Source organism: Allobosea sp. P1_A7 (assembly GCF_056406775.1).
On record NZ_JBFTZN010000133.1, the window covers coordinates 1 to 20,482 of the forward strand.

Consider the following 20,482-nt stretch of genomic DNA (forward strand, 5'->3'; position numbering starts at 1 on the left):
AAGTAGGCGTGCAGCGAGTGCGGCTGGCGGCCTTCCACTGTCTGGCAGGCGGCGTAGAGGGCCTGCCCGATGACCTGCCCGCCGAAGACCCGCTGCCAGCCGATCTTGGGGCTGCGACCGCGGAACAGATTGCGCTCGAGCCGCTCGAGGTCGAGGATCGACATCAGGGAGTCGCTGATCTGGGACATGGTTCTTCAGGCTCGACTGGCGGGCGGATTGACGGGCGGGCCGGCTGAGCCGAAGACGGTTCCGCCGTATCCTCCGCATCAGCACCGACGCACCGGGCGTCGTCAAGCGCTGGTCCAGGCGTGGTCGGCATGAGGCGCAGGAGCAGGACGATGGGGCAGCAGACCGGCCATTCCGGAAGGCGGATCGTGATCGCGGGTGGCGGCATCGCCGGGCTTTCGCTGGCGCTGGCGCTGAAACGGGCGCTCGGCGAGGCTTATGCAATCGTCCTGGCGGACCCGGCGCTTGCGGCACCGCCGCGTCAGGACAACCGCGCCTACGCCGTGGCGGCGGCTGCACGCAACATGCTGGAGGTGCTGGGCGTCTGGGAGGCCGTTGCAGGCAGTTCTGCCGCGATGACCGAAATGGTGGTGACCGACAGCCGCAATCCAGACGTGGTGCGTCCGGTCTTCCTGACCTTTGACGGCGAGATCGAGCCCGGACAATCCTTCGCCCATATGGTCGAGAACATGGCGCTGATGACGGCGCTGTTGAGCGCCTGCCGTGAAGCGAATGTCGAGATGCGGCCGGAAGGCGTTCGCGGTTTCGATGCGCAGGACGATACCATCGAGATCACCTATGCGGGCGGCGAGCGCATTGCGGCGTTGCTGCTCGTGGCTGCGGATGGCGCGCGGTCGCGGCTCCGCGAACGCGCCGGCATCGGTTGGGTCGGCTGGTCCTACCACCAGTCCGGGCTGGTTGCGACGCTGAGCCATGAGCGGCCGCATGACGGGCGGGCCGTCGAACATTTCCTGCCATCCGGGCCCTTTGCGATCCTCCCGCTCAGCGACGGCGGCAGGCTCGGCCACCGCTCTTCGATCGTCTGGACGGAGCGCGAGGAGAATGTCGCGGCGCTGCTCTCGCTCGACGAGGCCGATATGCTCGACGAGATCGAGCGGCGCTTCGGACTGGAGCTTGGGGAGCTTGCACTGGAGAGCAAGGTCACGGCGATGCCGCTCGGCTTTGGCGTGGCGCGACGCTTCGTCGGCGACAGGCTGGCGCTGCTTGGTGACGCCGCTCACCTGATCCATCCGATTGCCGGCCAGGGGCTCAATCTCGGGCTGAAGGATGTCGCGGCCCTGGCTGAGGCCATCGTCGATGCCGCGCGGCTTGGGCTCGATCCAGGCAGCGCCGACGTTCTCGAAGGTTATGAAAGCGCCCGGCGTTTCGACACGGTTGCGATGGGCGCGGTGACGGACGGGCTCAATCGGCTGTTTTCAAATGACGTGACGCCATTTCGCCTGGCTCGCGATTTCGGGCTCGGGCTGGTCGATCGGATGCCAGGGCTGAAGCGTTTCTTCATCCGCGAGGCGGCGGGACTGGCAGGGGACCCGCCGCGCCTGCTCAGAGGCGAGGCGCTCTAGATCATCGGACCGGATATCGTATCCACTCCGATGATCTAACCCTTTGTCTTTGCATCGGCCTTCCCGAACACCGCAATCCACTTTTCGGGCCGATGCTTTAAGGAGAGGCGTCATGGTCGGACAGGCCCGACCATGACACCGATCGCTCCGAAGTGGGCCTCGAGAGCGGGGTCTATCCCTCGATCTGCCGTGCCTCTTCCGGCAGCATGATCGGAATGCCGTCGCGGATCGGATAGGCGAGCTTGGCAGGGCGGCTGATCAGCTCCTGCTTTGCTGCGTCGTATTCGAGCGTGCTCTTGGTCACCGGGCAGACCAGGATCTCGAGCAGTTTCGGGTCGATCCGGGTGGCGGGCATGTCGCGTTCGGTCTCGGTCATGATCTCGTCTCAGTGCTTTCTCGGAAGATCGGCGAGCATGCCGGCTGCGACCATCAATTTCGGCAGGGACAGGCCCGACATCGTGATGGCCGAGACCGTCGCGCGGGTGCGATCGGCCTCCGCGCCACGCTCGGCCAGCCAGCCATCGAGGGTGTCGGATCCGGTTGCGCCCGAGGCGATCTCCTGAGTCAACCCGGCATGAGCATCGACCAGCGTTTCGATGGCGCGGTCGCGGGCCAGGCGCTCATAATCGTCGGTCGCCGGTACGGCTGCTGCTGCTGCCGCCAGGCTGGACAGGCCGAAGACCGAATCGGCGCCGAAATGAATCCGCGCCACCTCGGAAATCGACCGTTTGGTCCGGTCGGCGATGTCGACGATGTCGGTCGCCTGGGCAAGTGCGGGCAGGCTGGCAATCCGCGCAGCGAGGGTTTCGGGCACTGATTCCGAGACGAGAACGGCGATGCGGGCCGTACGCGCCTGGGCGGCTGCCTCGGGCAGCAGGCTGTCGAGTTCGCCGGCGAGTGCGGAGACGCCCCTCGCGTAATGCGCAACCGTTTGCTCGATGGAGCCCGGTTTGGCGACGCCCCGACGCAGGAACCAGCTCATCCGATCGGTGACGAGTTCCTGGGCCGCGGCATAGAGACCGATCTGGGTCTTGCCCGGGATCTTGGCGTCGAGCGCATCGATCGCCCCGTTCAGGGCGATCAGATCGAAGGAGTCACGCGCAATGGCGTAAGCCGCGGCGATCGCCGGTGCGTCGGCGCGTGTCTGGCCGGCCAGGGTCGAGACGATGGCCGGGCCGCCACGGTTGATGATGGCATTGGCGAGCTGGGTTGCGACGATCTCGCGACGCAGCTTGTGGCTGGCAATCTCGGCGCCGTATTTGTCGCGCAGCGCCTTCGGGAAATAACGGGCGAGCTCGTTGTTGAGATAGAGATCGTCCGGAATGGCCGATTCGAGCAAGGCATCGTGCAGCGCGAGCTTGGCATAGGCCAGCAGCACGGCAAGCTCCGGCCGGGTCAGGCCCTCGCCGCGCTTCTCGCGCTCGGCCAGCACCATATCGGTCGGCAGGAACTCGACCGAGCGATCGAGGCGGCCCTGGGCTTCCAGCGTCAGCATCAGGCGACGCAGCGCGGGCGTTGCCGTCGCGCCCTGAGCCTCGGTCAGCGAAAGCGCCAGCGTCTGCAGGTAGTTGTTGCGCAGGACGAGGAGGCCGACCTCATCGGTCATGTCGACGAGCAGGGCGTTGCGCTTCTTCTCAGGCAGGCGCCCGTCGCGGACAGGGCCCGCGAGTGCGATCTTGATATTGACCTCGACGTCGGAGGTGTTGACGCCGGCGGAGTTGTCGATGGCATCGGTGTTGATCCTGATGCCGTTGCGGGCGGCTTCGATGCGGCCGCGCTGGGTGCAGCCCAGATTGGCGCCTTCGCCGACGACACGGGCCCGCAGATCGGCGCCCGCAATCCGGATCGCGTCATTGGCGCGGTCGCCGACCTGGGCATCGGTCTCGTCGGTGGCTCGGATATAGGTGCCGATGCCGCCGAACCAGAGCAGGTCGACCCGCGCCTTGAGGATTGCGGTCATCAGTTCGGGCGGGGTGACTTCCGCCTTGTCGAGATCTCCGGATCGAGGAAGATGTCGCGGTGGTCGAAGGCGGCCACAAGCCTGATCGCCGGCGAGAGCAGCATGCCGTTGCCGAAGACGTCGCCCGACATGTCGCCGACACCCGCCACCGAGAAGGGGGTCGACTGGATGTCGATGTCGATCTCGCGAAAATGCCGCTTCACGGCCTCCCAGGCGCCACGTGCGGTGATGCCCATCTTCTTGTGGTCATAGCCCTGGCTGCCGCCAGAGGCGAAGGCATCGCCGAGCCAATGTCCCTTCTCGATCGAAAGCGCGTTCGCGATATCGGAGAAGGTTGCGGTGCCCTTGTCGGCGGCGACGACGAGATAGGGATCATCGCCATCATGGCGCACGGTGTCGGCCGGCGGAATGACCGTCTCGCCGTCGAGATTGTCGGTGAGCTCCAGCAGGGTGCGGACGAAGATGCGGTAGCTCTCGGTGCCTTCCGCGATCCAGGCCTGGCGATCACTCGCCGGCGGCAACTGCTTGGGGAAGAAGCCGCCCTTGGCGCCGACCGGAACGATCACGGCGTTCTTCACCTGCTGAGCCTTGACCAGGCCCAGCACCTCGGTGCGGAAATCCTGCGGCCGGTCGGACCAGCGCAGGCCGCCGCGCGCGACCTTGCCGAAGCGCAGGTGCACACCCTCGACGCGGGGCGAATAGACGAAGATCTCGTAGAGCGGATGCGGCAGCGGCAGATCGTCGAGCCTGGCGCATTCGAATTTCAGCGAGATCGTGCTGCGMGCATAGCCATCCGGGCCGATCTGGAAGAAATTGGTGCGCAGCGCCGCTTCGATCAGGTTGACCAGGCGCCGCAGGATGCGGTCCTCGTCCAGGCTGGTGACGTCGTTGAGCGCGGCTTCGATGCTGTCACGCTCGGCCTGCATCGCCTTCTCGCGCTTGCTCGCATCGAAATGCGGGTCGAATTTGGCGACGAAATAGGCGATCAGCTTCGAGGCGATGCCGGGGTGTCGGGTCAGCGCATCGGCGATGTAGTCCTGGGCGTAGGGCGCGCCGACCTGCCTGAGATAGCGCCCGAGCGCACGCAGCAGCGCCGCCTCGCGCCAGGCGATTCCGGCGGCAAGGACGAGTTGGTCAAAACGGTCCGATTCCGCCAGCCCACGGAACTGGGCCATCAGCGCTGCTTCGATCGTCGGATCGAGGCGGGCGACATCGATTTCGCCTCCGCCGGCACGCTCAAGCGTCATGTCGTGCAGCCAGACACGGGCGGCCTCAGGCGCTTCAACTCCATTGGCTGCCGGCGTCAGGTTGAAGGTCCGCTCGTTGACGACGCGGAAGCCCATGTTCTCGAGCACCGGCACGCGGGCGGAGAGGGAGATCGGCGAACCACTCGAGAAGACCTTGAGATTGGCCCGCGCCGCGGTATCGCCCTCGCGGCGATAGAGATTGACCGCGCGCGACCGCTCCGGGGTGAGCTTCTGCAGCATGTCGATGTCTTCGAGCGCATCGGTTGCCGAGAAGCGCTCGCGATAGGCCGCGCCAAAGGCCTCGGCATAGCGCTCGGTCAGCGACCGCGCTGCCGGGCCCGCCTTCTGCTCGTCGAGAACGTCCTTGAGGCCATCCGCCCAGGTTCGGACGATCGCAGCAATGCCGGCTTCCAGCGTGGCGCGATCGACCCTTGGCGTGCGGCCTTCGTCGCGGCCGATGATGTAATGGGTGCGGGACAGCGGGCCTTCCGGATAGGCCGGGTAAGCGGCCGACAGGCGCCCCTCATAGATCCGCGCCAGGAATTCGCCGACGCGACGGCGGACCTGCGTGTCGTAGCGATCCTTCGGAATGAAGACGAGGATCGAGACGAAGCGGTCGAACTCGTCGACCCGGGCCAGCGCGCGGATGCGCGGGCGCTCGGTCAGCTGCAGGATATCGAGCGCGAAGCGTTCGAGTGTCTCGCCGTCGATCTGGAAAAGCTCGTCGCGCGGAAAGGCATCGAGCACGTTGAGCAGCGCGCGGCCGGAATAGCTCGCCGCGTCGAAGCCCGTGTTCTTGGCGACGCGCGCGACCTTGAGCCGCAGATAGGGAATGGCGCGGGCGCTGCCCGTATAGGCATTGGAGGTCAGCAGGCCGACGATGCGCATCTCGCCGTCGAGATGGCCATCAGGTGTGAACAGCTTGACGCCGATATAGTCGAGATGGACGCGGCGATGCACGCGGCTCTTGACGTTGGCCTTGGTGATGATCAGCGCCTGCGGTTTGGCGAGGAAGGCGCGAATCTCCGGCGTCATCACCACCATTTCGCGATTCTTGCGCAGCATGCGCACGGAGGGATCGCGCAGGATGCCGAGACCCGAGCTGTCGATCGGGTCGGCAGCCGCATCACCGCCCGGGAAACGGTAGGCTCGAATGCCGAGAAGCGTGAAATTGTCGCCGGCGATCCATTCGAGGAATTGCAGGGCCTCAGCGACCTCGTCCTCGGCAAGCGGGGGCGGGTTGGAGCGATAGGCCTGAATCACCTCGGTGATTCGCCCGCGCATGGCCGCCCAATCGTCGACCGCCAGGCCGACATCGACATAGACCCGCTCGAGACCGGTCTTCAGGCGCTCGCGCGCCTCGGGCGTGTCGATACGGTCGAGATGGATATGGATCAGGCTTTCGCGGCGAGCGCCTTCCGGAGCCCGTCCGGTCGCTTCGCCTGCAAGCGAGTGAAAAGCGCCGTCGGCATCGCGCACGACCGCCAGGATGGGGTGGGCGACGAGGCGAGGCTCGTAACCCTGCTCGGTCAGCTCAGCCAGCGTCGAATCGAGCAGGAAAGCCTTGTTATCGTTTACGACCTCGAGAATCGTGATCTGGCGTTCGCGGCCATGCTCGCTGAACGCCTCGTCCCGGAAACGCAGATTCGGCGTGCCGGGCCGGCGCTTCGCGGTCAGATGCTCGTAGGCGGCGGCAGCGGCACGGGCGAGGAGATCGGGCGGGAGTGCGACGATATCTTCGGCGACGACGCGGCCATAGAGCAGCTTCGGAAACTCCGCCGGCATGCCGGTTCCGCTCTGGGAAGCTGCGGCCTCGACCGCGGCCAGAGCCTCGATCGTTGCATTCGTCACTCGTTTAACCATCCCCAGAACCCTCAGTTATTTTGCCGCAGCGATGACATAGGCTGCGGCGCCTTTCAACTTTCGTCGCATCATGCACACGAACAAGGGCGCCCGTGCGAACATCGCGGCAGCTCCTGTCGAAAGTTCAACCCCGCCGACACATCAGGAAACGGACCATGGCGAACAAGCATGACAAATCGAAGGTGGGAGAGCTTCCGACTCGGCAGGATGAGTCGCCAAGGGTGATGGCGCTGGCGTTGCCGGAAGTCGAACTGTCGGCCGAGAATCGGGCCTATTTCGCCAAATGCCAGGAGAAGCTCGGCTTCGTGCCGTATGTGCTGCTGGCCTACGCCCATGACGATGCCAAGCTCACGGCCTTCGCCGCGTTCTACAACGACCTGATGCTCGGCCCTTCGGGTCTCTCCAAGCTCGAGCGCGAAATGATCGCCGTCGCCGTGTCAAGCGTGAACCGTTGCTATTACTGCCTGACGGCACATGGCGCCGCGGTCCGTCAGCTCTCGGGGGATCCGGTGCTCGGCGAGCTGATGGCCATGAACTATCGCGCTGCCTCGCTCTCGCCCCGCCATCGTTCGATGCTCGATTTTGCGGTGAAGCTGAGCGAGACGCCCTATCTCGTCGAGGAAGGTGATCGCGAGGCGTTGCGGGCGGCGGGATTCGGCGAACGTGACATCTGGGATGTCGRTGCGGTCGCTTCGTTCTTCAACATGTCGAACAGGATGGCCTCGGCCGTCGATATGCGGCCAAATGCCCAGTATCACGGACAAAACCGCTGAAGAGCCTGCATTTTCGCCAAAAGAAAACGGCCAGCGGAAACCGCCAGCCGTTGAGGTAGCCTCGAACCGATAGGCCCGACCTCACCAAGCCCGGGGGGCTGGGGGGCTGACGTATCCGGAACTCAATGAGGCCGGGCCGTCGAGGCAACGAGGGGAGTTGAGCCCGGCAACTTGGCCATCGCTTGGCGCGTTCGCGGCGAAAATGCGGCGTGGCTGACGAAGGCGTGATTCTTTTCGGCCTGCCTCGATCTCTTGCCAGCGCAGCATCCGGGGCGCATCATCCTGCCCAACGGGAAGTGCGATCGGGCCCTGCTCGACCGCCGATCGGGAGGCGCTATGAGCGAAAGCGAAACGCCGCAATCGCACGGGGCCGGGGCGGTGGTTGCCTTCCCCGGTCCGGCCAAGCCGGCGGCCGTTACTTTTGATCGCCGGGAACTCTCTGAGCTTCTCAATCTCTACGGCCGGATGGTCGCTGCCGGCGAATGGCGCGACTACGCCATCGATTTCCTGAAGGACAAGGCACAGTTCTCGGTTTATCGCCGAACCTCCGAGGTCCCGCTCTACCGGATCGTCAAGGATCCCGCCCTTGCCAAGCGCCAGGGCGCGTACTCGATCGTCGCGGCGACCGGGCTGATCCTGAAGCGCGGCTCGGATCTCAGCCGTGTCCTGCGGGTGGTCGACAAGAAGCTCAGCGTGGTGAGTTGAGGGGCGGCGCGGTTCGGTTGCCGTCGCCGATTTCCTTCTGCATCAGCATCTGGTCGAGCCAGCGGCCGTGCTTGTAGCCGACGGCCCTGGCGACCCCGATGAGCGCGAATCCGGCGTGTTCATGCAGCCGGCGCGAGGCGGCCGAGGCGCCGTTCCCATCGCCAATGACCGCGACCATCTGCCGGAAGCCCCTGACTTCGCACGCGGCGATCAGCGCGCTCAGCAGAGCGCGGCCGATGCCGAAGCCCTGTGCTTGCCGCGAGAGATAGATCGAGTCCTCCACCGTGCTGCGATAGGCCGGGCGCGGGCGATAGGCACCGGCATAGGCATAACCGAGCWGATCCTCGCCTCTGGTCGCGACGAGATAGGGATAGCCATCGGCAACGAGCGCCTCGAAGCGCCGCTGCATCTCGCCGGTCGAGGGCGGTTCAAGCTCCCAGGAGGCGGTGCCGTTCGAGACGGCATCGGCATAGATCGTGGTGATGACGGGGATGTCGTCGATGCGACCGTCCCTGATCGTGATGGGGTCCATCCGATCAAGATGGACCGCGAGGAACGCAAAAGAAAAGCCCCGGCTTTGCAGCCGGGGCTCGCTTGATCCGCAAGGCGGACGATCGATCAGCGACGATCGCCAAACAGCTGGAGCAGCATCTGGAACATGTTGATGAAGTTCAGGTAGAGCGACAGAGCGCCGTTCACCGAGAGCTTCGCGGCCGATTCGGCGTCCAGATCCGAGTAGAGATACATCTCCTTCAGGCGCTGGGTATCCCAGGCGGTCAGGCCGGCGAAGACCAGCACGCCGATCGCCGAGATGGCGAAAGAGAGCGCGCTCGAGGCCAGGAAGATGTTGACCACCGAGGCGATCACCAGACCGATCAGGCCCATGATGAGGAAGGAGCCCATGCCCGAAAGCGACTTCTTCGTGGTGTAGCCGGCAAGGCTGAGCGCGCCGAAGGCGGCGGCCGTGATGAAGAAGACCTGAGTGACCGACGCGCCGGTGAAGACGACGAAGATCGAGGACATCGACACGCCCATCACCGCCGCGAAGGCGAAGAACATGGTGCGCGCGGTCGAGGAGCTCATGCTCTCGGCCTTGAACGAGAAGAAGAAGATGAAGGCGAGCGGGGCCAGCATCACAACCCATTTGAGCGGGCTGAGATAAAGGGCCTGGCCGAGCGGGGTCAGTGCGGTGATCTTGCCTTCCGCCGAGACGCCGCCGATCGCGAGCATGCTGATGCCGAGGGCGGCAAGGCCGGTGATGGCCAGACCGATCGACATGTTGTTGTAGACGCCGAGCATGAACGAGCGCAGGCCCTGATCCATCTCGACGGCGCTGGTCTGCTGTGCGCGGCCGGCACCCCAGACTGGAGCATTGCGGTCGAAGTTGCTCATAGAGCGATTTCCCTCACAGGTAGAATTCCGGGGCGGACATCGCCTCCGCGATCTCCACCATCGCCCAAAATCGTGGCGACAACGCGGAATATGAGGGGGATTGAGCGACCTTACAAGAGGCCGCCATGGTTAAGAGCGCCGCCTGAATAGATCACGGGCCCCAGAATGATGCAATGCGGCGAACGCTCCATGTCTATCTCGGAGGCAAGAGCGACAGTTCTCATAAATTCCGCAGATGAGAAGCTGGCGCTTTCGATAGTATTTTTAGGGTTCCGAACAATCCGAACAGGACGGTAACCATGATTGCGGCAGTCGCAGCGAGGATCGCGCCGGTCGGATCGCTGACGAATTCTATCTTCATCACTTGGGTGACGACCCCCCAGCCTGCCAATGCGCCGGCGACAACGCCGAACAGGGCGGAGACAAAACCTATTCCGGCATATTCGAGGGCGTACGACGAAAGTATGRAGCGACGTGTCGCGCCGAGCGTCTTCAGGATCATCGCGTCGTATAGCCGCGCATGCTGCCCGGCCGCGAGAGCGCCTGCCAGGACCAGCAGGCTGGAGGCGATCGCCAGGCCCGAGGCGCCGCGAATCGCGGTCGCGAGCTGGCTGACGATGGTGTTGACCGCTTCGAGCGCGTCCTTCACCCGCACGGCGGTGACCGATGGGAATTCGACCGCCAGCCGGCGCAGAAGCTGCGCATCGGCGCCGGCCGTCGCGTCGGTCCCGGAGGTGACGGTCGCGAGATTGGTGTGCGGCGCGCCGGCAAAGGTGTTGGGCGAGAACACCATGACGAAATTGATGCCGAGCGAGCGCCATTCGATGGTGCGCAGATTGGCGATCCGCGCCGTGATGTTGCGGCCCAGCACGTTCACGGTGACGCTATCGCCGACCTTGAGCCCAAGCCCGGCGGCGATCGGCGCATCGAAGGAGACGAGCGGTTCGCCGCGGTAGCCTGCCGGCCACCATTCCCCGGCAGTGATGATCGAGCCCTCGGGCATGGTTTCCGCATAGGTGATGCCGCGATCGCCATCCAGGACCCAGGCTGCCTGCTCGGAGGCCTTGATCTGCTCGGCGCGCACGCCATTGAGACTGGTGAYGCGGCCGCGGGCTGCGGCGGGCGAGAGCCATCAGACTCCAGGCGACGAGGCGCAGCAGCAGGAAGATGCCCGCCGCAACGGCGATATAGATCAGCGCGATGCGGCGGTCATAGGCGAAGGCGACCGCGACGCCGACGAGGCCGATGAGAGCCGCAAGGAAAACACCGAGATAGACCAGCCTGGGCCGGCGCAGATCCGGCTCGATCTGGTCGCGGAACAGGGCCGAGACYGGCACGTCATGCGCCCGGCCGAGCGGCAATATCGCAAAGACCAGCGCGGTCAGCAGGCCATAGAGCGCCGCGATCACCAGCTCTCCTGGCGCCAATGTCGGCTCGAAGGGCAGGGGCAGCAGGTCGCGAAGCGCATAGCCGAGCGCGAAGGGCGCGGCGGCGCCCAGCAGAAGACCGATCGCGATGCCAAGCGCCGCAACGATCATGACCTCGGTCAGATGGATCGCGACGACATGCCCGCCGGTTGCGCCGATCGCCTTCAAGGTCGCGAAATCGAGCTTCTTGGCCTCGACGAAGCGGCGCACCGCATTGGCGACGCCGACACCGCCAACCAGCAGGGCGGTCAGTCCGACCAAGGTCAGGAACTGCGTGAAACGCTCGAGATTGCGCTGAAAGCTCGGCGCGGCATTGGCGCGCGAGCGGATTTCCCAACCAGCGTCCGGCTGTTGGTGACCGGCATCGGCGGTGAGGCGCTCGAGGGCCGCATCATCGGACGCCGTGGGGGGCAGCGAGACGCGATAGGTCCAGCGCACCAGGCTGCCCGGCTGGAGCAATCCGGTGGCACGCAATGCGTCCTGGGACACCAGAAGACGAGGACCGAAGCCGACGCCCGACGCGATCTTGTCCGGCTCTGAGACGAGGCTGGCGCGCAATTGCACGCGCGCGCTGCCGACCGAGATCGTGTCGCCGATCTTCAGGTCGAGGCGACCAAGCAGCACGGGATCGGCAATGGCKCCAAAGCTGCCATTGCTCTGGGACAGCAGATCGGAAAGCGGGCCAGCCGGCTCGCTGACGACCTCGCCGATGCTCGGATAGGCGGAATCCACCGCCTTGAGCTCGATCAGGGCCGCGCCCTTGTCGCCGGCATTGGCCATGCCGCGCATCGTGGCGATGGTCGAGAGGGCGCCACCTCCTTCGAGAAAGCTCCGCTCGACGGCGGTGGCCTCGCGATGGATCAGGCTGAAGGCGACGTCACCGCCGAGAATGCGTCGCCCTTCGCGATGCAACCCTTCCGTCAGGCCGCGCGACGCCGAGCCGACGGCTGCGATGGCCATGACGCCGAGAGCGAGACAGGCGATGAAGACGCCGAAACCGCGCAGGCCACCACGCAGATCGCGCCAGGCGAGCCGCAGGGCGAGTGCCGGGCCAAAAGGGGAGCGGGGAGGGGTGGCAGCGGTGGGCTTGACCGGAGCGTGCATGGCGAGGGCTCAGGCGACGGCGAGATCGGCATCGGCTTCGATCCGCCCGGCGCGCAGGCGCACCGTCCGGTCGCAGGCCGCGGCAAGCGAGAGGTCATGCGTGACCAGCACGAGGGTGGCGCCCCGCTCGCGGCGCAGCGCGAAGATCAGATCGACGATCGAGCGGCCGGTGCTCTCGTCGAGATTGCCGGTCGGTTCGTCGGCGACGAGAATGGCCGGATCAGGCGCGACGGCGCGAGCGATCGCGACACGCTGCTGCTCGCCGCCGGAGAGCTGGGCCGGATAATRGTCCATGCGATCGCCGAGCCCGACATTKCGCAGCTCGGCTTCCGCCCGGGCGAACGCATCGTCTGCGCCCGCAAGTTCGAGTGGCAGAGCGACATTCTCGCGCGCCGTCATGGTCGGAACGAGATGGAAGGACTGAAAGACGATGCCGATCTGGCGCCCACGAAAAACCGCAAGGCCATCTTCCCCGAGCTGACCAAGATCCTGGCCCGCTACCTTCACCAGTCCGGAATCGGGTCGTTCGAGCCCGGCCATCGTCATCAACAGGGTGGATTTGCCTGATCCCGAAGGACCGACCAGCCCGGTCGCCTCGCCGGCAGCCAGTGACAAAGAAACGCCCTTCAGGATATGGACGCGGGCGGCTGCACGCCCCAGACTAAGATGGACATCCCGCAATTCGATCGCCGGGGCTGACTTATCACTCATCGCCACATGATCCTGTCTTCAATGCCATCGACGCCGTCCATCCGCATCGCATCGCGATGGGGATGGGGTCTCGGCGCGTTGCGCCCCGCCGCCCGATATGGGCGCGGTCGCGCGCTTGTCCAATCATTTGCCCGTGCTTTTTGCGCTGCGGCCTTTTGGCTGGCGCTTTTGATGCTCCTTCCGGTTTCAGCCATGGCACAAGCCCAGACACCGCGCCCGCTCAAGCTTGTCGTGCTGGGCGACAGCCTCAGCGCCGGCTATGGCCTGCCAGCGAGCGCGGCATTTCCGGCGGTGCTGGAGCAAGCCTTGCGCCAGAAGGGACATGCCGTCGATATCGCCAATGCCGGTGTCTCGGGCGATGTCGCCCAGGGGGGCCTCGAGCGGCTCGACTGGTCGGTGCCTGACGGGACCGATGGTGTGATTGTCGAGCTTGGCGCCAATGACGCGCTGCGCGGTTTCGATCCGGCGGTGACGGAAAAAGCGCTCGAGGACATCATCACGCGGCTGAAAGCGCGCGGTATCCCGGTGCTGCTGGCCGGGATGTATGCGCCGCGCAATCTCGGCGCGGAGTACACCGGCCGTTTCGACGGGCTGTTCAGGGCACTCGCCGAGAAACACGCGCTGGTGTTCTATCCGTTCTTCCTAGAGGGCATTGCGGGCGATCGTGCGCTGAACCAGCCGGATCTGCTGCATCCGACAGCCGAAGGCGTGCGCGTCATCGTCGAGCGGATTCTGCCGACGGTCGAGCGTTTCCTGGAGACCATCCGCTCGAAATCCTGATCCCTTCCGTTCCGGACCGATGCGCCGCCACGGAGCAGGGCGGCGTTCGCATCATGCCGGTCGGCCCGAAAATCGCGTCCCACCCCATGAGCGCCGCTGCGCGCAATCTCCGGAGTTGTCTGACCATGCAATATCGCCGTCTTGGGCGCACCGACCTCCAGGTTTCGGTCATCTGCCTTGGAACCATGACCTGGGGCCAGCAGAACACCGAAGCCGAGGGCCATGAGCAGATGGACTACGCTCTCGCGCAGGGCGTGAATTTCTTCGATACGGCAGAAATGTACTCGATTCCGCCGCAGCCGGAGACGCAGGGCTCGACGGAGCGGATCATCGGTAGCTGGTTCAAGGCGCGGAAGAACCGCGACAAGGTCATCCTGGCCTCCAAGATCGTCGGCCGCTCGGCCAATGACTGGTTCCGGGACGATCGCGGACCGACCCGCATCAACCGCAAGCAGATCTTCGAGGCGGTCGACAAGAGCCTGACGCGGCTGCAGACCGACTATATCGACCTCTACCAGCTGCATTTCCCCGAGCGTGCGATGCCGTGGGGCTCGAATCCAACGCGCTTCAACAAGGCCGCTTTCGAAACTCCCGATGGCGAGACGTCGATCGCCGAACAACTCGACGCCTTCGGCGAGATCGTGAAGGCCGGCAAGATCCGTCATCTCGGGCTCTCCAACGAGAGCGCCTGGGGCACGATGAGCTTCGTGCGCGATTCCGAAGCGCGCGGAKGGCCTCGCGTCCAATCGATCCAGAATGCCTACAACCTGCTCAACCGTACCTTTGAGACGGGGTTGGCCGAGATAGCGATGCGTGAGCAGGTCGGCCTGCTGGCCTATTCGCCGCTGGCCCAGGGCTACCTCACCGGCAAATATCTGGACGGTGCCAAGCCGGCCGGCGCGCGCTCGACGCTGTTCAATCGCGGCCAGCGCTACGAGGCTGTCGGCGCGGAAGATGCGGTGAAGCACTATATCGCGGTTGCCCGCGAGGCTGGTCTGGATCCGGCGCAAATGGCGCTGGCCTACGTCAATTCGCGCCCCTTCGTGACGGCCAACATCATTGGCGCGACGACAATGGAACAATTGCGGGCCGATATCGGTTCGATCGATGTCGCACTTTCGCCCGAGGTCGAAGCAAAGATCGACGCGATTCACCAACTGGTCGGAAACCCCTGTCCCTGAAACCAGCGCGGCTCATGGCGGGGCGGGAGGGCGAAGGTTTGCAGAGGTTTTCCTGCGCTCCATCGCTTTTCGTCTCGCCAGAGTCACAAAAACTTGGCACTGATTCGCCATGCCGAGGCTGTTCACAGCTCTGGAGATACCCGCCGAGGTCGCCTCGACGCTGACGCTGCATCGAGGCGGGCTCGTTGGTGCGCGCTGGATCGAGCCGGCCGACTATCACGTTACCTTGCGCTTCCTCGGGGACGTCGACCGCCGCATGGCCCATGACGTCGACAGCTTTCTCGCCGATCTGCAGACACAGCCCTTCGAGGTGACGCTCGACGCATTGGGCAGTTTCGGGGGCGACAAGCCGCGCGCCGTGTTTGCGCGGGTGCAACCCAGTCGCCAGCTCAGCGAGCTCCAGGCCGATATCGAGCGCCTGATGCGCCGCCTCGGATTACCGGCGGAAGGGCGCAAATTCGWGCCGCATGTCACGCTTGCTCGGCTGCGCGATACCTCGCCTGTCGAGGTTGCGCATTATCTGGCGATGCATCCTATCGTCCGGCCGATCGCCTTCACGGCCCGGCGCTTCACCCTGATGTCATCGCGGGATTCGATCGGCGGCGGGCCTTATGTGCTTGAGGCCGCCTATCCGCTTGGCCCATCCTACCCCAACCGGCTGCCGCGAAGCGATTTCCAGCGGAGATGATCATGCGCAAGCGACTGAGTGCCGAAGCTCGCAACGAAGCGCTCATGACGCTGGTGGGCTGGAAACTGGTCGAGGGTCGTGAGGCCATCGCTAAGCGCTTCATCTTCCATGATTTCAATGAGGCCTTCGGCTGGATGAGCCGCGTCGCGCTCCTGGCCGAAAGGATGGACCATCATCCGGAATGGTCGAATGTCTACAAGACGGTCGAGGTGACGTTGGCTACGCATGATGCCGGCGGGCTGACCGAGCTCGACGTCAAGCTCGCCCGCGCCATGGACGCCATGGCCGGCTGATCAGCCAGCCCTGCCCCAGATCGCGACACGGCGCGCAATACCGGGTGGAAGTCGCTTGGCCGCGCTCTTCAAAACGGGCCGCAAGCGTTGGAAACCGACGCTGCAGGCGAGCCGCCCCTTGAGGGAGAGCGGCAGCAGGAGGTCGCTGACACCGGTCTGCCCGTCGGCGTGTTCGAGCTTGTAGGCATCCGACGGGGCCAGCAGGTCGAACACGGCATTGCCGCGTGCCCTGGCGCTGGCGAAGCTGTGATGAATCAGGATGCTGCCGACGCCGCCCCGCTCGAAATCGGGATGGGCTGCGAGGACATGGCCGAAGCTGCGGCCCTTGCAGTCAAGCGAGAGGTCGATGCCGACCGGGGCGCCATCGCAGCATATTGCGGAGACGCGCAGCGAACTCCCCCCGTCCGCATCTCCGGCAAAATCCCGAAAGAAGGCCGCGAAGCGAGGATCGTCGATCGTCGGCGCGACGGTGCCATGGCGCAGCAGCGAGGCTTGCTTGAACGCCACGGCGTCGCCGGCGAGGGCTGCGGCGGCGGGACCGGGCGGCGGCGCCTCGAAGCTGATCGTGCCGCGTTCCTCGAGCCGGCGCAGGCGCCGACGGTAATTCGAGCGCTCGCGGGCCGGGTAGGCGCTGCTCGGGCCGTTCGTGCCGACCCGCCAGACCAGATCGGCAAAGGGGGCGTTGAGCTGCTCGATCGGCATCGCTTCACCGAGCAGGCCGGAGGCGGCGAGAATGGAGTCTGCTCGCAGTTTGCGCGCCTCGAACAGATCGGCGCCCAGTGCGCGCACGGCGCGCCATGCTGCCCGCACCAGAGTATCGCGGTCGGGGCCGGGCTCGACGAGGATGTCACCGAACTGCGCGACCGGGATGCCCATGAAGCGGAGCGTCTCGAGGCTGCAGCGGCGCTGCCGGACGAGTGGCCAGATCATCGCAAGGACACCGTGGCGGCGTGCAATGAGGATACTGAGCCGGCCATGCCCCTCGAGATAATGCGCGGCCCAGTGCTTCAGGAAGACGTGGCTCTGGAAGACCTGATGCGGCAGGGCCGCACGTGCAAAGAACGCGTCCCATTCCGGCTGGAGTGCGAGGAAACCATCGCGCTCGGTTATGACCTCTGTCGTCACGGCTCCGCCGATCTCGGAGCCTTCCCGCCGCTTGCTCATCATTGGGCTCCGGCGCGCAGATGCGCGATCAGCCGCCTCGACCCTGTGATCGGGAAGCGGGCGAGATAGGGCAGGAGCAGCAGGGGGTGCCTGGCCGCGAAGGGCGCGTCATGCTCGACCATGTGGCGGATGGCGATGACAGGCAGAGGCGCGCGCAGCGGCCGGAAATCCGAATTCCAGAGGCCTGGCGCCTCCGACGTCGCATGCATCAGCCCGATCATGCGGTTGCGCCGCAGCGAGTAGAATTTGTGACGGTCCTGGACGCGCTTGAGCATGGCGATGCCGTCCGGGCTGTCGCATTTCGGAAAGCCGATGATCACCGTGCGGAAGTGCTGCATGCCGGCCTTGCAGGGGATGGCGTCGAGTGCACCGAAACCGCTCCGAACCAGGGCGAAGGCCGCATCCTCATGCGTGGCGCGTTGATTGGAAATGCCGAGGCGGACCGTATCGAGCCGGGCCGCCTGGCGTGTGAAGGGGCAGACGGCGCCGGTCCTGCCGAGATCGGCATGACCTCTCATCAGATAGTCTTCGACCCAGGAGAGCAATGTCGCCAGTGGTGCATCCGGGGCGGCCTCACGCGCGGATTGGCGTGCAGCTTCGAGCGTCATGAGCCCATCGGGGCTGGCTCTGCTGCTCAAGGTCGCTGTCTCCGGCATCAATGCACGCTCCGGTTGCTGTTCCCTAGCGATAGCAAGCTCAAATTAGCGAAGGGTTGATGACGGTTCGCCCTGTTCGACAGCGGCGTTAGGATTCCCGAAAGATTTGCTCCAGCCGCAGCGCCCAAGCGCCTCCAGCATGTGCGAAGGCGGGGGCGCCTCGACTCTGACCGGCTCGCGCTTGCGATAGAGCGGAACGCTGACAGCGCGGGCATGGAGCTGGAGTCCAGGTCCGCCGTCCCGCGGCGCCGAGCCGTAGACTTCGTCGCCCAGCATCGGCCAGCCGGAGGCCGCGCAATGCACCCGCAATTGATGCGTGCGGCCGGTGAGCGGCTCGAGTTCGAGCCATGTCAAACCCTCCGCGCGACCCAGAACCCGATAACGGGTTTGTGAAGGCAATCCCTCCGGGTCGACCTTCATCCACCAGCCGCGTTCGGGAGAGCGCCTGGCGACGGGCAGATCGATCATGCCTTCGTCGTYCTGCGGGGCACCCTCGACGATAGCCCAATAGGTCTTGTCGATGCGGCCGTCGCGGAACAGCTGGTTGAGCTCGGCCATTGCGCGTGGGTGGCGGCCGAGGATGAGGCAGCCGGACGTATCCTTGTCGAGCCGGTGGGCGGCTTCTGGCCGTCGCGGCAGACCAAAGCGCAGGGCGTCGAGATAATCGGTCAGCACGGGAATGACGCGGCGCTTTGCCTGCGGGCCGCGATGCGAGGGCAGGCCGGCGGGCTTGTCGATCACCAGCATCATCGCGTCGCGATAGAGCAGTGGCACCGGCAGGGCGGCTTCTGGGGTCTCGCGCGAAATTGCTGGTTGATCCGGTCTGCTCATGGCATTGCGCTATCCAAACCAGCGGTGTGGCGCAACTCGGGCGCCTGGCCTGCAGGATGACGGGACGAGTGATGAGCGAGAGCGAACCGAAAAAGCGCGGCTTCTTTTCGAGGCTGTTCGGGCTGGAGCAGGAACAGTCCAAGCCCGCTCCTGAGAGCGCAGCCGAGCCCTCCCCGGATTTGCCGGATGCCGCAGCCGAGCCGGCTCCTGACGCTGTACCCGATGCCCCAATCGCCCCCGATCTGCTGATCGGCGAGGCTGCGCCCTTGCCGATCGCGACGCCGGAGGTTGAAGCCGAACCGGAGCCCGAACCCGCGCCCGCGCCGGTTTCGCCCATGGCATCCGGACAGCCCGCGGAGCCGAGCCCGGCGCCGCAGCCGAAGCGCAGCTGGTGGCGCAGGCTGGCGGACGGGCTCTCCCGTACCTCCTCGGCGCTGACCACCGGCATCACGGAGCTCTTCACCAAGCGCAAGCTCAATGCCGCGACGCTGGAGGATCTCGAAGACATCCTGATCCAGGCCGATCTTGGCCTCGCCACCTCGGCGCGCGTCGCCAAGGCGGTGGGCGAGGGACGCTATGACAAGCAGATCGAGCCGGAGGAGGTGAAGGCCATCCTGGCGCGCGAGGTCGAGAGCATTCTGACGCCGGTGGCGCACCCCTTGACGATCGATGCCACGAAAAAGCCGTTCGTGATCCTGATGGTCGGGGTTAATGGCTCCGGCAAGACGACGACGATCGGCAAGCTGGCTGCGAAATTCCGTGCCGAAGGCAAGTCGGTGATGCTCGCTGCGGGCGATACGTTCCGCGCAGCTGCGATCGAGCAGCTCAAGGTCTGGGGCGAGCGCACGGGTGCGGAGGTTGTATTTGGTCAGCAGGGTGCGGATGCGTCGGGTTTGGCCTTTGAGGCGCTGCAGAAAGCCAGGGCCAACGGGGTCGATATCCTTCTCGTGGACACGGCCGGCCGGCTGCAGAACAAGGCAGGGTTGATGGACGAGCTCGCCAAAGTGGTGCGGGTGATCCGCAAGCTCGACGCGGAGGCGCCGCATGCAGCCTTGCTGGTGCTCGACGCGACGGTGGGCCAGAATGCGATCTCGCAGGTCGAGGCCTTTCGCGAGACGGCTGGCGTGACCGGGCTGGTGATGACGAAGCTCGACGGCACGGCGCGTGGCGGCATCCTCGTGGCGCTCGCCGCCCAGTTTGGCTTGCCGGTGCATTTCATCGGCGTCGGCGAGAGTGTCGAGGATCTGGAACCATTCTCCGCACGTGATTTTGCACGAGCGGTTGCTGGATTGGGAGAAGCCGCGTGAGCGAGAGTCTGGCCGAGACGACTAAGGACAAGGGCGTTAACCCGCTGCTCAAGCTCGGCCTCGAGTTCGGGCCGCTGGCCATCTTCTTTTTCGCCAACTCCTATGGCGACCGCCTGTTCGGCGTCGCCGAAGACCGGCGCATCTTTGTTGCGACCGGCATCTTCATCGTGGCGTCGCTTGTCTCGCTCGCCCTGTCGCGTGTGTTGCTCCACCATCTGCCGCGCATGGCGATCGTAAACGCGGTCGTGGTGACGGTCTTTGGTGGGCTGACGCTGGCGCTCGACGATGCCTTCTTCATCAAGGTGAAGCCGACCATCGTCAACACGCTGTTCGGCTGCATCCTGCTTGGCGGACTGTTCTTCGGGCGTTCGCTGCTGGCGCTGGTGCTCGAAACTGTCCTGCAGCTCGACGAGGAGGGCTGGCGCAAGCTCACCTTCCGCTGGGGCCTGTTCTTCTTCGTCCTTGCCGCGTTGAACGAGATCGTCTGGCGTACGCAGACGCAGGATTTCTGGGTCGCCTTCAAGGTCTGGGGCGTGATGCCGCTGACCATGGCCTTTGCCCTGGCTCAGACGCCGCTGATCCTGAAGCATGAGATCAAGCCGCCAGCGACGCCCGGAAAATAGGGCGTCCCTGCAAGGGGCGGCACGGCTGCCCGCTGCGTTGTGGCCTCGTCCGCCAGCGATGAAGAGGCTGGCGCCATGTTCTGCGCCGCGCTCCCTTGAGCCTCGGGCGTAAGCACGAGGCGGCGACGCGATGCGGTGGGACCTCTACCGCGACAAGACGGGTGCAAGGTCTTCAGGATTATTTGACG

The 20,482-nt window shown here is 65.3% G+C and carries 19 protein-coding genes and 1 pseudogene; 9 read left to right on the top strand and 11 right to left on the bottom strand.

All coding sequences use genetic code 11. The features are described from left to right. A partial coding sequence (locus tag AC1D34_RS21725; protein ID WP_476825284.1) for an acyl-CoA thioesterase occupies window positions 1-188 on the bottom strand: 188 nt, incomplete at its 3' end. 150 nt (window positions 189-338) lie between these two features. Between AC1D34_RS21725 and AC1D34_RS21730 the strand changes: the two genes are divergently transcribed. Beyond that, window positions 339-1,589: a ubiquinone biosynthesis hydroxylase gene (locus tag AC1D34_RS21730; protein WP_476825285.1), complete on the top strand. Its 1,251-nt coding sequence runs from the start codon at window positions 339-341 to the stop codon at window positions 1,587-1,589. Between the two features lie 172 nt (window positions 1,590-1,761). Here AC1D34_RS21730 and AC1D34_RS21735 read toward each other — a convergent pair whose 3' ends face one another. Next, window positions 1,762-1,965, bottom strand: coding sequence for a Trm112 family protein (locus AC1D34_RS21735; RefSeq protein ID WP_441493292.1), 204 nt, complete (start codon window positions 1,963-1,965; stop codon window positions 1,762-1,764). Window positions 1,966-1,974: 9 nt separating this feature from the next. Continuing rightward, a pseudogene (locus AC1D34_RS21740) lies at window positions 1,975-6,659 on the bottom strand (NAD-glutamate dehydrogenase). Window positions 6,660-6,883: 224 nt separating this feature from the next. On the opposite strand from AC1D34_RS21740, the gene AC1D34_RS21745 reads away from it, so the two are divergent. Next, the gene (locus AC1D34_RS21745) at window positions 6,884-7,432 is read left to right on the top strand and encodes a peroxidase-related enzyme (RefSeq protein ID WP_476825298.1); all 549 of its coding nucleotides are present in this window, start codon (window positions 6,884-6,886) and stop codon (window positions 7,430-7,432) included. A 336-nt stretch (window positions 7,433-7,768) separates the two neighbouring features. Further along, window positions 7,769-8,137: a DUF2794 domain-containing protein gene (locus AC1D34_RS21750; protein ID WP_113513467.1), complete on the top strand. Its 369-nt coding sequence runs from the start codon at window positions 7,769-7,771 to the stop codon at window positions 8,135-8,137. Here the strand turns inward: AC1D34_RS21750 and AC1D34_RS21755 are convergent. The 5 genes from AC1D34_RS21755 to AC1D34_RS21775 form a co-directional block, all read right to left on the bottom strand. Further along, window positions 8,121-8,669, bottom strand: a complete 549-nt coding sequence (locus AC1D34_RS21755) for an N-acetyltransferase family protein (RefSeq protein ID WP_476825286.1) — start codon at window positions 8,667-8,669, stop codon at window positions 8,121-8,123. The genes AC1D34_RS21750 and AC1D34_RS21755 overlap by 17 nt on opposite strands. Window positions 8,670-8,755: 86 nt before the next feature. Next, the gene (locus tag AC1D34_RS21760; protein WP_441493295.1) at window positions 8,756-9,529 is read right to left on the bottom strand and encodes a Bax inhibitor-1/YccA family protein; all 774 of its coding nucleotides are present in this window, start codon (window positions 9,527-9,529) and stop codon (window positions 8,756-8,758) included. Window positions 9,530-9,749: 220 nt separating this feature from the next. Beyond that, entirely contained in the window at window positions 9,750-10,532 is a 783-nt protein-coding gene (locus AC1D34_RS21765; RefSeq protein ID WP_476825287.1) for an ABC transporter permease, read from the bottom strand. Further along, window positions 10,414-12,060, bottom strand: a complete 1,647-nt coding sequence (locus AC1D34_RS21770; RefSeq protein WP_476825288.1) for an ABC transporter permease — start codon at window positions 12,058-12,060, stop codon at window positions 10,414-10,416. The genes AC1D34_RS21765 and AC1D34_RS21770 overlap by 119 nt, the downstream gene beginning before the upstream one ends. 9 nt (window positions 12,061-12,069) lie before the next feature. Next, window positions 12,070-12,771 carry an ABC transporter ATP-binding protein gene (locus AC1D34_RS21775; RefSeq protein WP_476825289.1) on the bottom strand — a complete coding sequence of 234 codons (702 nt, stop codon included), beginning with the start codon at window positions 12,769-12,771 and terminating at the stop codon, window positions 12,070-12,072. Between the two features lie 192 nt (window positions 12,772-12,963). Between AC1D34_RS21775 and AC1D34_RS21780 the strand changes: the two genes are divergently transcribed. From AC1D34_RS21780 to AC1D34_RS21795, 4 genes are all read left to right on the top strand, one after another. Further along, window positions 12,964-13,551, top strand: a complete 588-nt coding sequence (locus AC1D34_RS21780) for an arylesterase (RefSeq protein WP_441493297.1) — start codon at window positions 12,964-12,966, stop codon at window positions 13,549-13,551. 125 nt (window positions 13,552-13,676) lie between these two features. Then, window positions 13,677-14,732, top strand: a complete 1,056-nt coding sequence (locus tag AC1D34_RS21785) for an aldo/keto reductase (protein ID WP_476825290.1) — start codon at window positions 13,677-13,679, stop codon at window positions 14,730-14,732. 109 nt (window positions 14,733-14,841) lie between these two features. Beyond that, window positions 14,842-15,420: an RNA 2',3'-cyclic phosphodiesterase gene (gene thpR / locus AC1D34_RS21790; protein ID WP_476825291.1), complete on the top strand. Its 579-nt coding sequence runs from the start codon at window positions 14,842-14,844 to the stop codon at window positions 15,418-15,420. A 2-nt stretch (window positions 15,421-15,422) separates the two neighbouring features. Beyond that, on the top strand, window positions 15,423-15,713 hold the full coding sequence (locus AC1D34_RS21795; RefSeq protein WP_043237017.1) for a 4a-hydroxytetrahydrobiopterin dehydratase: 291 nt from the start codon (window positions 15,423-15,425) through the stop codon (window positions 15,711-15,713). Here AC1D34_RS21795 and AC1D34_RS21800 read toward each other — a convergent pair whose 3' ends face one another. The 3 genes from AC1D34_RS21800 to AC1D34_RS21810 all read right to left on the bottom strand — a co-directional run bounded on the left by AC1D34_RS21800 (window position 15,714) and on the right by AC1D34_RS21810 (window position 18,364). Further along, window positions 15,714-16,877, bottom strand: coding sequence for a GNAT family N-acetyltransferase (locus AC1D34_RS21800; protein ID WP_441493300.1), 1,164 nt, complete (start codon window positions 16,875-16,877; stop codon window positions 15,714-15,716). It lies immediately after the preceding gene. After that, window positions 16,877-17,515 carry a DUF6875 domain-containing protein gene (locus AC1D34_RS21805; RefSeq protein WP_441493301.1) on the bottom strand — a complete coding sequence of 213 codons (639 nt, stop codon included), beginning with the start codon at window positions 17,513-17,515 and terminating at the stop codon, window positions 16,877-16,879. Before AC1D34_RS21805 ends, AC1D34_RS21800 begins: the two co-directional genes overlap by 1 nt. A gap of 63 nt (window positions 17,516-17,578) precedes the next feature. Beyond that, window positions 17,579-18,364: an RluA family pseudouridine synthase gene (locus AC1D34_RS21810; RefSeq protein ID WP_476825292.1), complete on the bottom strand. Its 786-nt coding sequence runs from the start codon at window positions 18,362-18,364 to the stop codon at window positions 17,579-17,581. Window positions 18,365-18,435: 71 nt separating this feature from the next. On the opposite strand from AC1D34_RS21810, the gene ftsY reads away from it, so the two are divergent. Both ftsY and AC1D34_RS21820 read left to right on the top strand, forming a co-directional pair. Further along, window positions 18,436-19,671, top strand: a complete 1,236-nt coding sequence (ftsY, locus tag AC1D34_RS21815) for a signal recognition particle-docking protein FtsY (protein WP_441493303.1) — start codon at window positions 18,436-18,438, stop codon at window positions 19,669-19,671. Beyond that, window positions 19,668-20,294, top strand: a complete 627-nt coding sequence (locus AC1D34_RS21820) for a septation protein A (RefSeq protein WP_441493304.1) — start codon at window positions 19,668-19,670, stop codon at window positions 20,292-20,294. The genes ftsY and AC1D34_RS21820 overlap by 4 nt, the downstream gene beginning before the upstream one ends. The last annotated feature ends 188 nt before the right edge of the window (window positions 20,295-20,482 follow it).

Bases quoted from the DNA above. Each gene is read 5' to 3' on its own strand.
- AC1D34_RS21730 (WP_476825285.1), top strand. From the start codon at position 339: ATGGGGCAGCAGACCGGCCATTCCGGAAGGCGGATCGTGATCGCGGGT.
- AC1D34_RS21735 (WP_441493292.1), bottom strand. From the start codon at position 1,965: ATGACCGAGACCGAACGCGACATGCCCGCCACCCGGATCGACCCGAAA.
- AC1D34_RS21750 (WP_113513467.1), top strand. From the start codon at position 7,769: ATGAGCGAAAGCGAAACGCCGCAATCGCACGGGGCCGGGGCGGTGGTT.
- AC1D34_RS21760 (WP_441493295.1), bottom strand. From the start codon at position 9,529: ATGAGCAACTTCGACCGCAATGCTCCAGTCTGGGGTGCCGGCCGCGCA.
- AC1D34_RS21780 (WP_441493297.1), top strand. From the start codon at position 12,964: ATGGCACAAGCCCAGACACCGCGCCCGCTCAAGCTTGTCGTGCTGGGC.
- AC1D34_RS21795 (WP_043237017.1), top strand. From the start codon at position 15,423: ATGCGCAAGCGACTGAGTGCCGAAGCTCGCAACGAAGCGCTCATGACG.
- AC1D34_RS21800 (WP_441493300.1), bottom strand. From the start codon at position 16,877: ATGAGCAAGCGGCGGGAAGGCTCCGAGATCGGCGGAGCCGTGACGACA.
- ftsY (WP_441493303.1), top strand. From the start codon at position 18,436: ATGAGCGAGAGCGAACCGAAAAAGCGCGGCTTCTTTTCGAGGCTGTTC.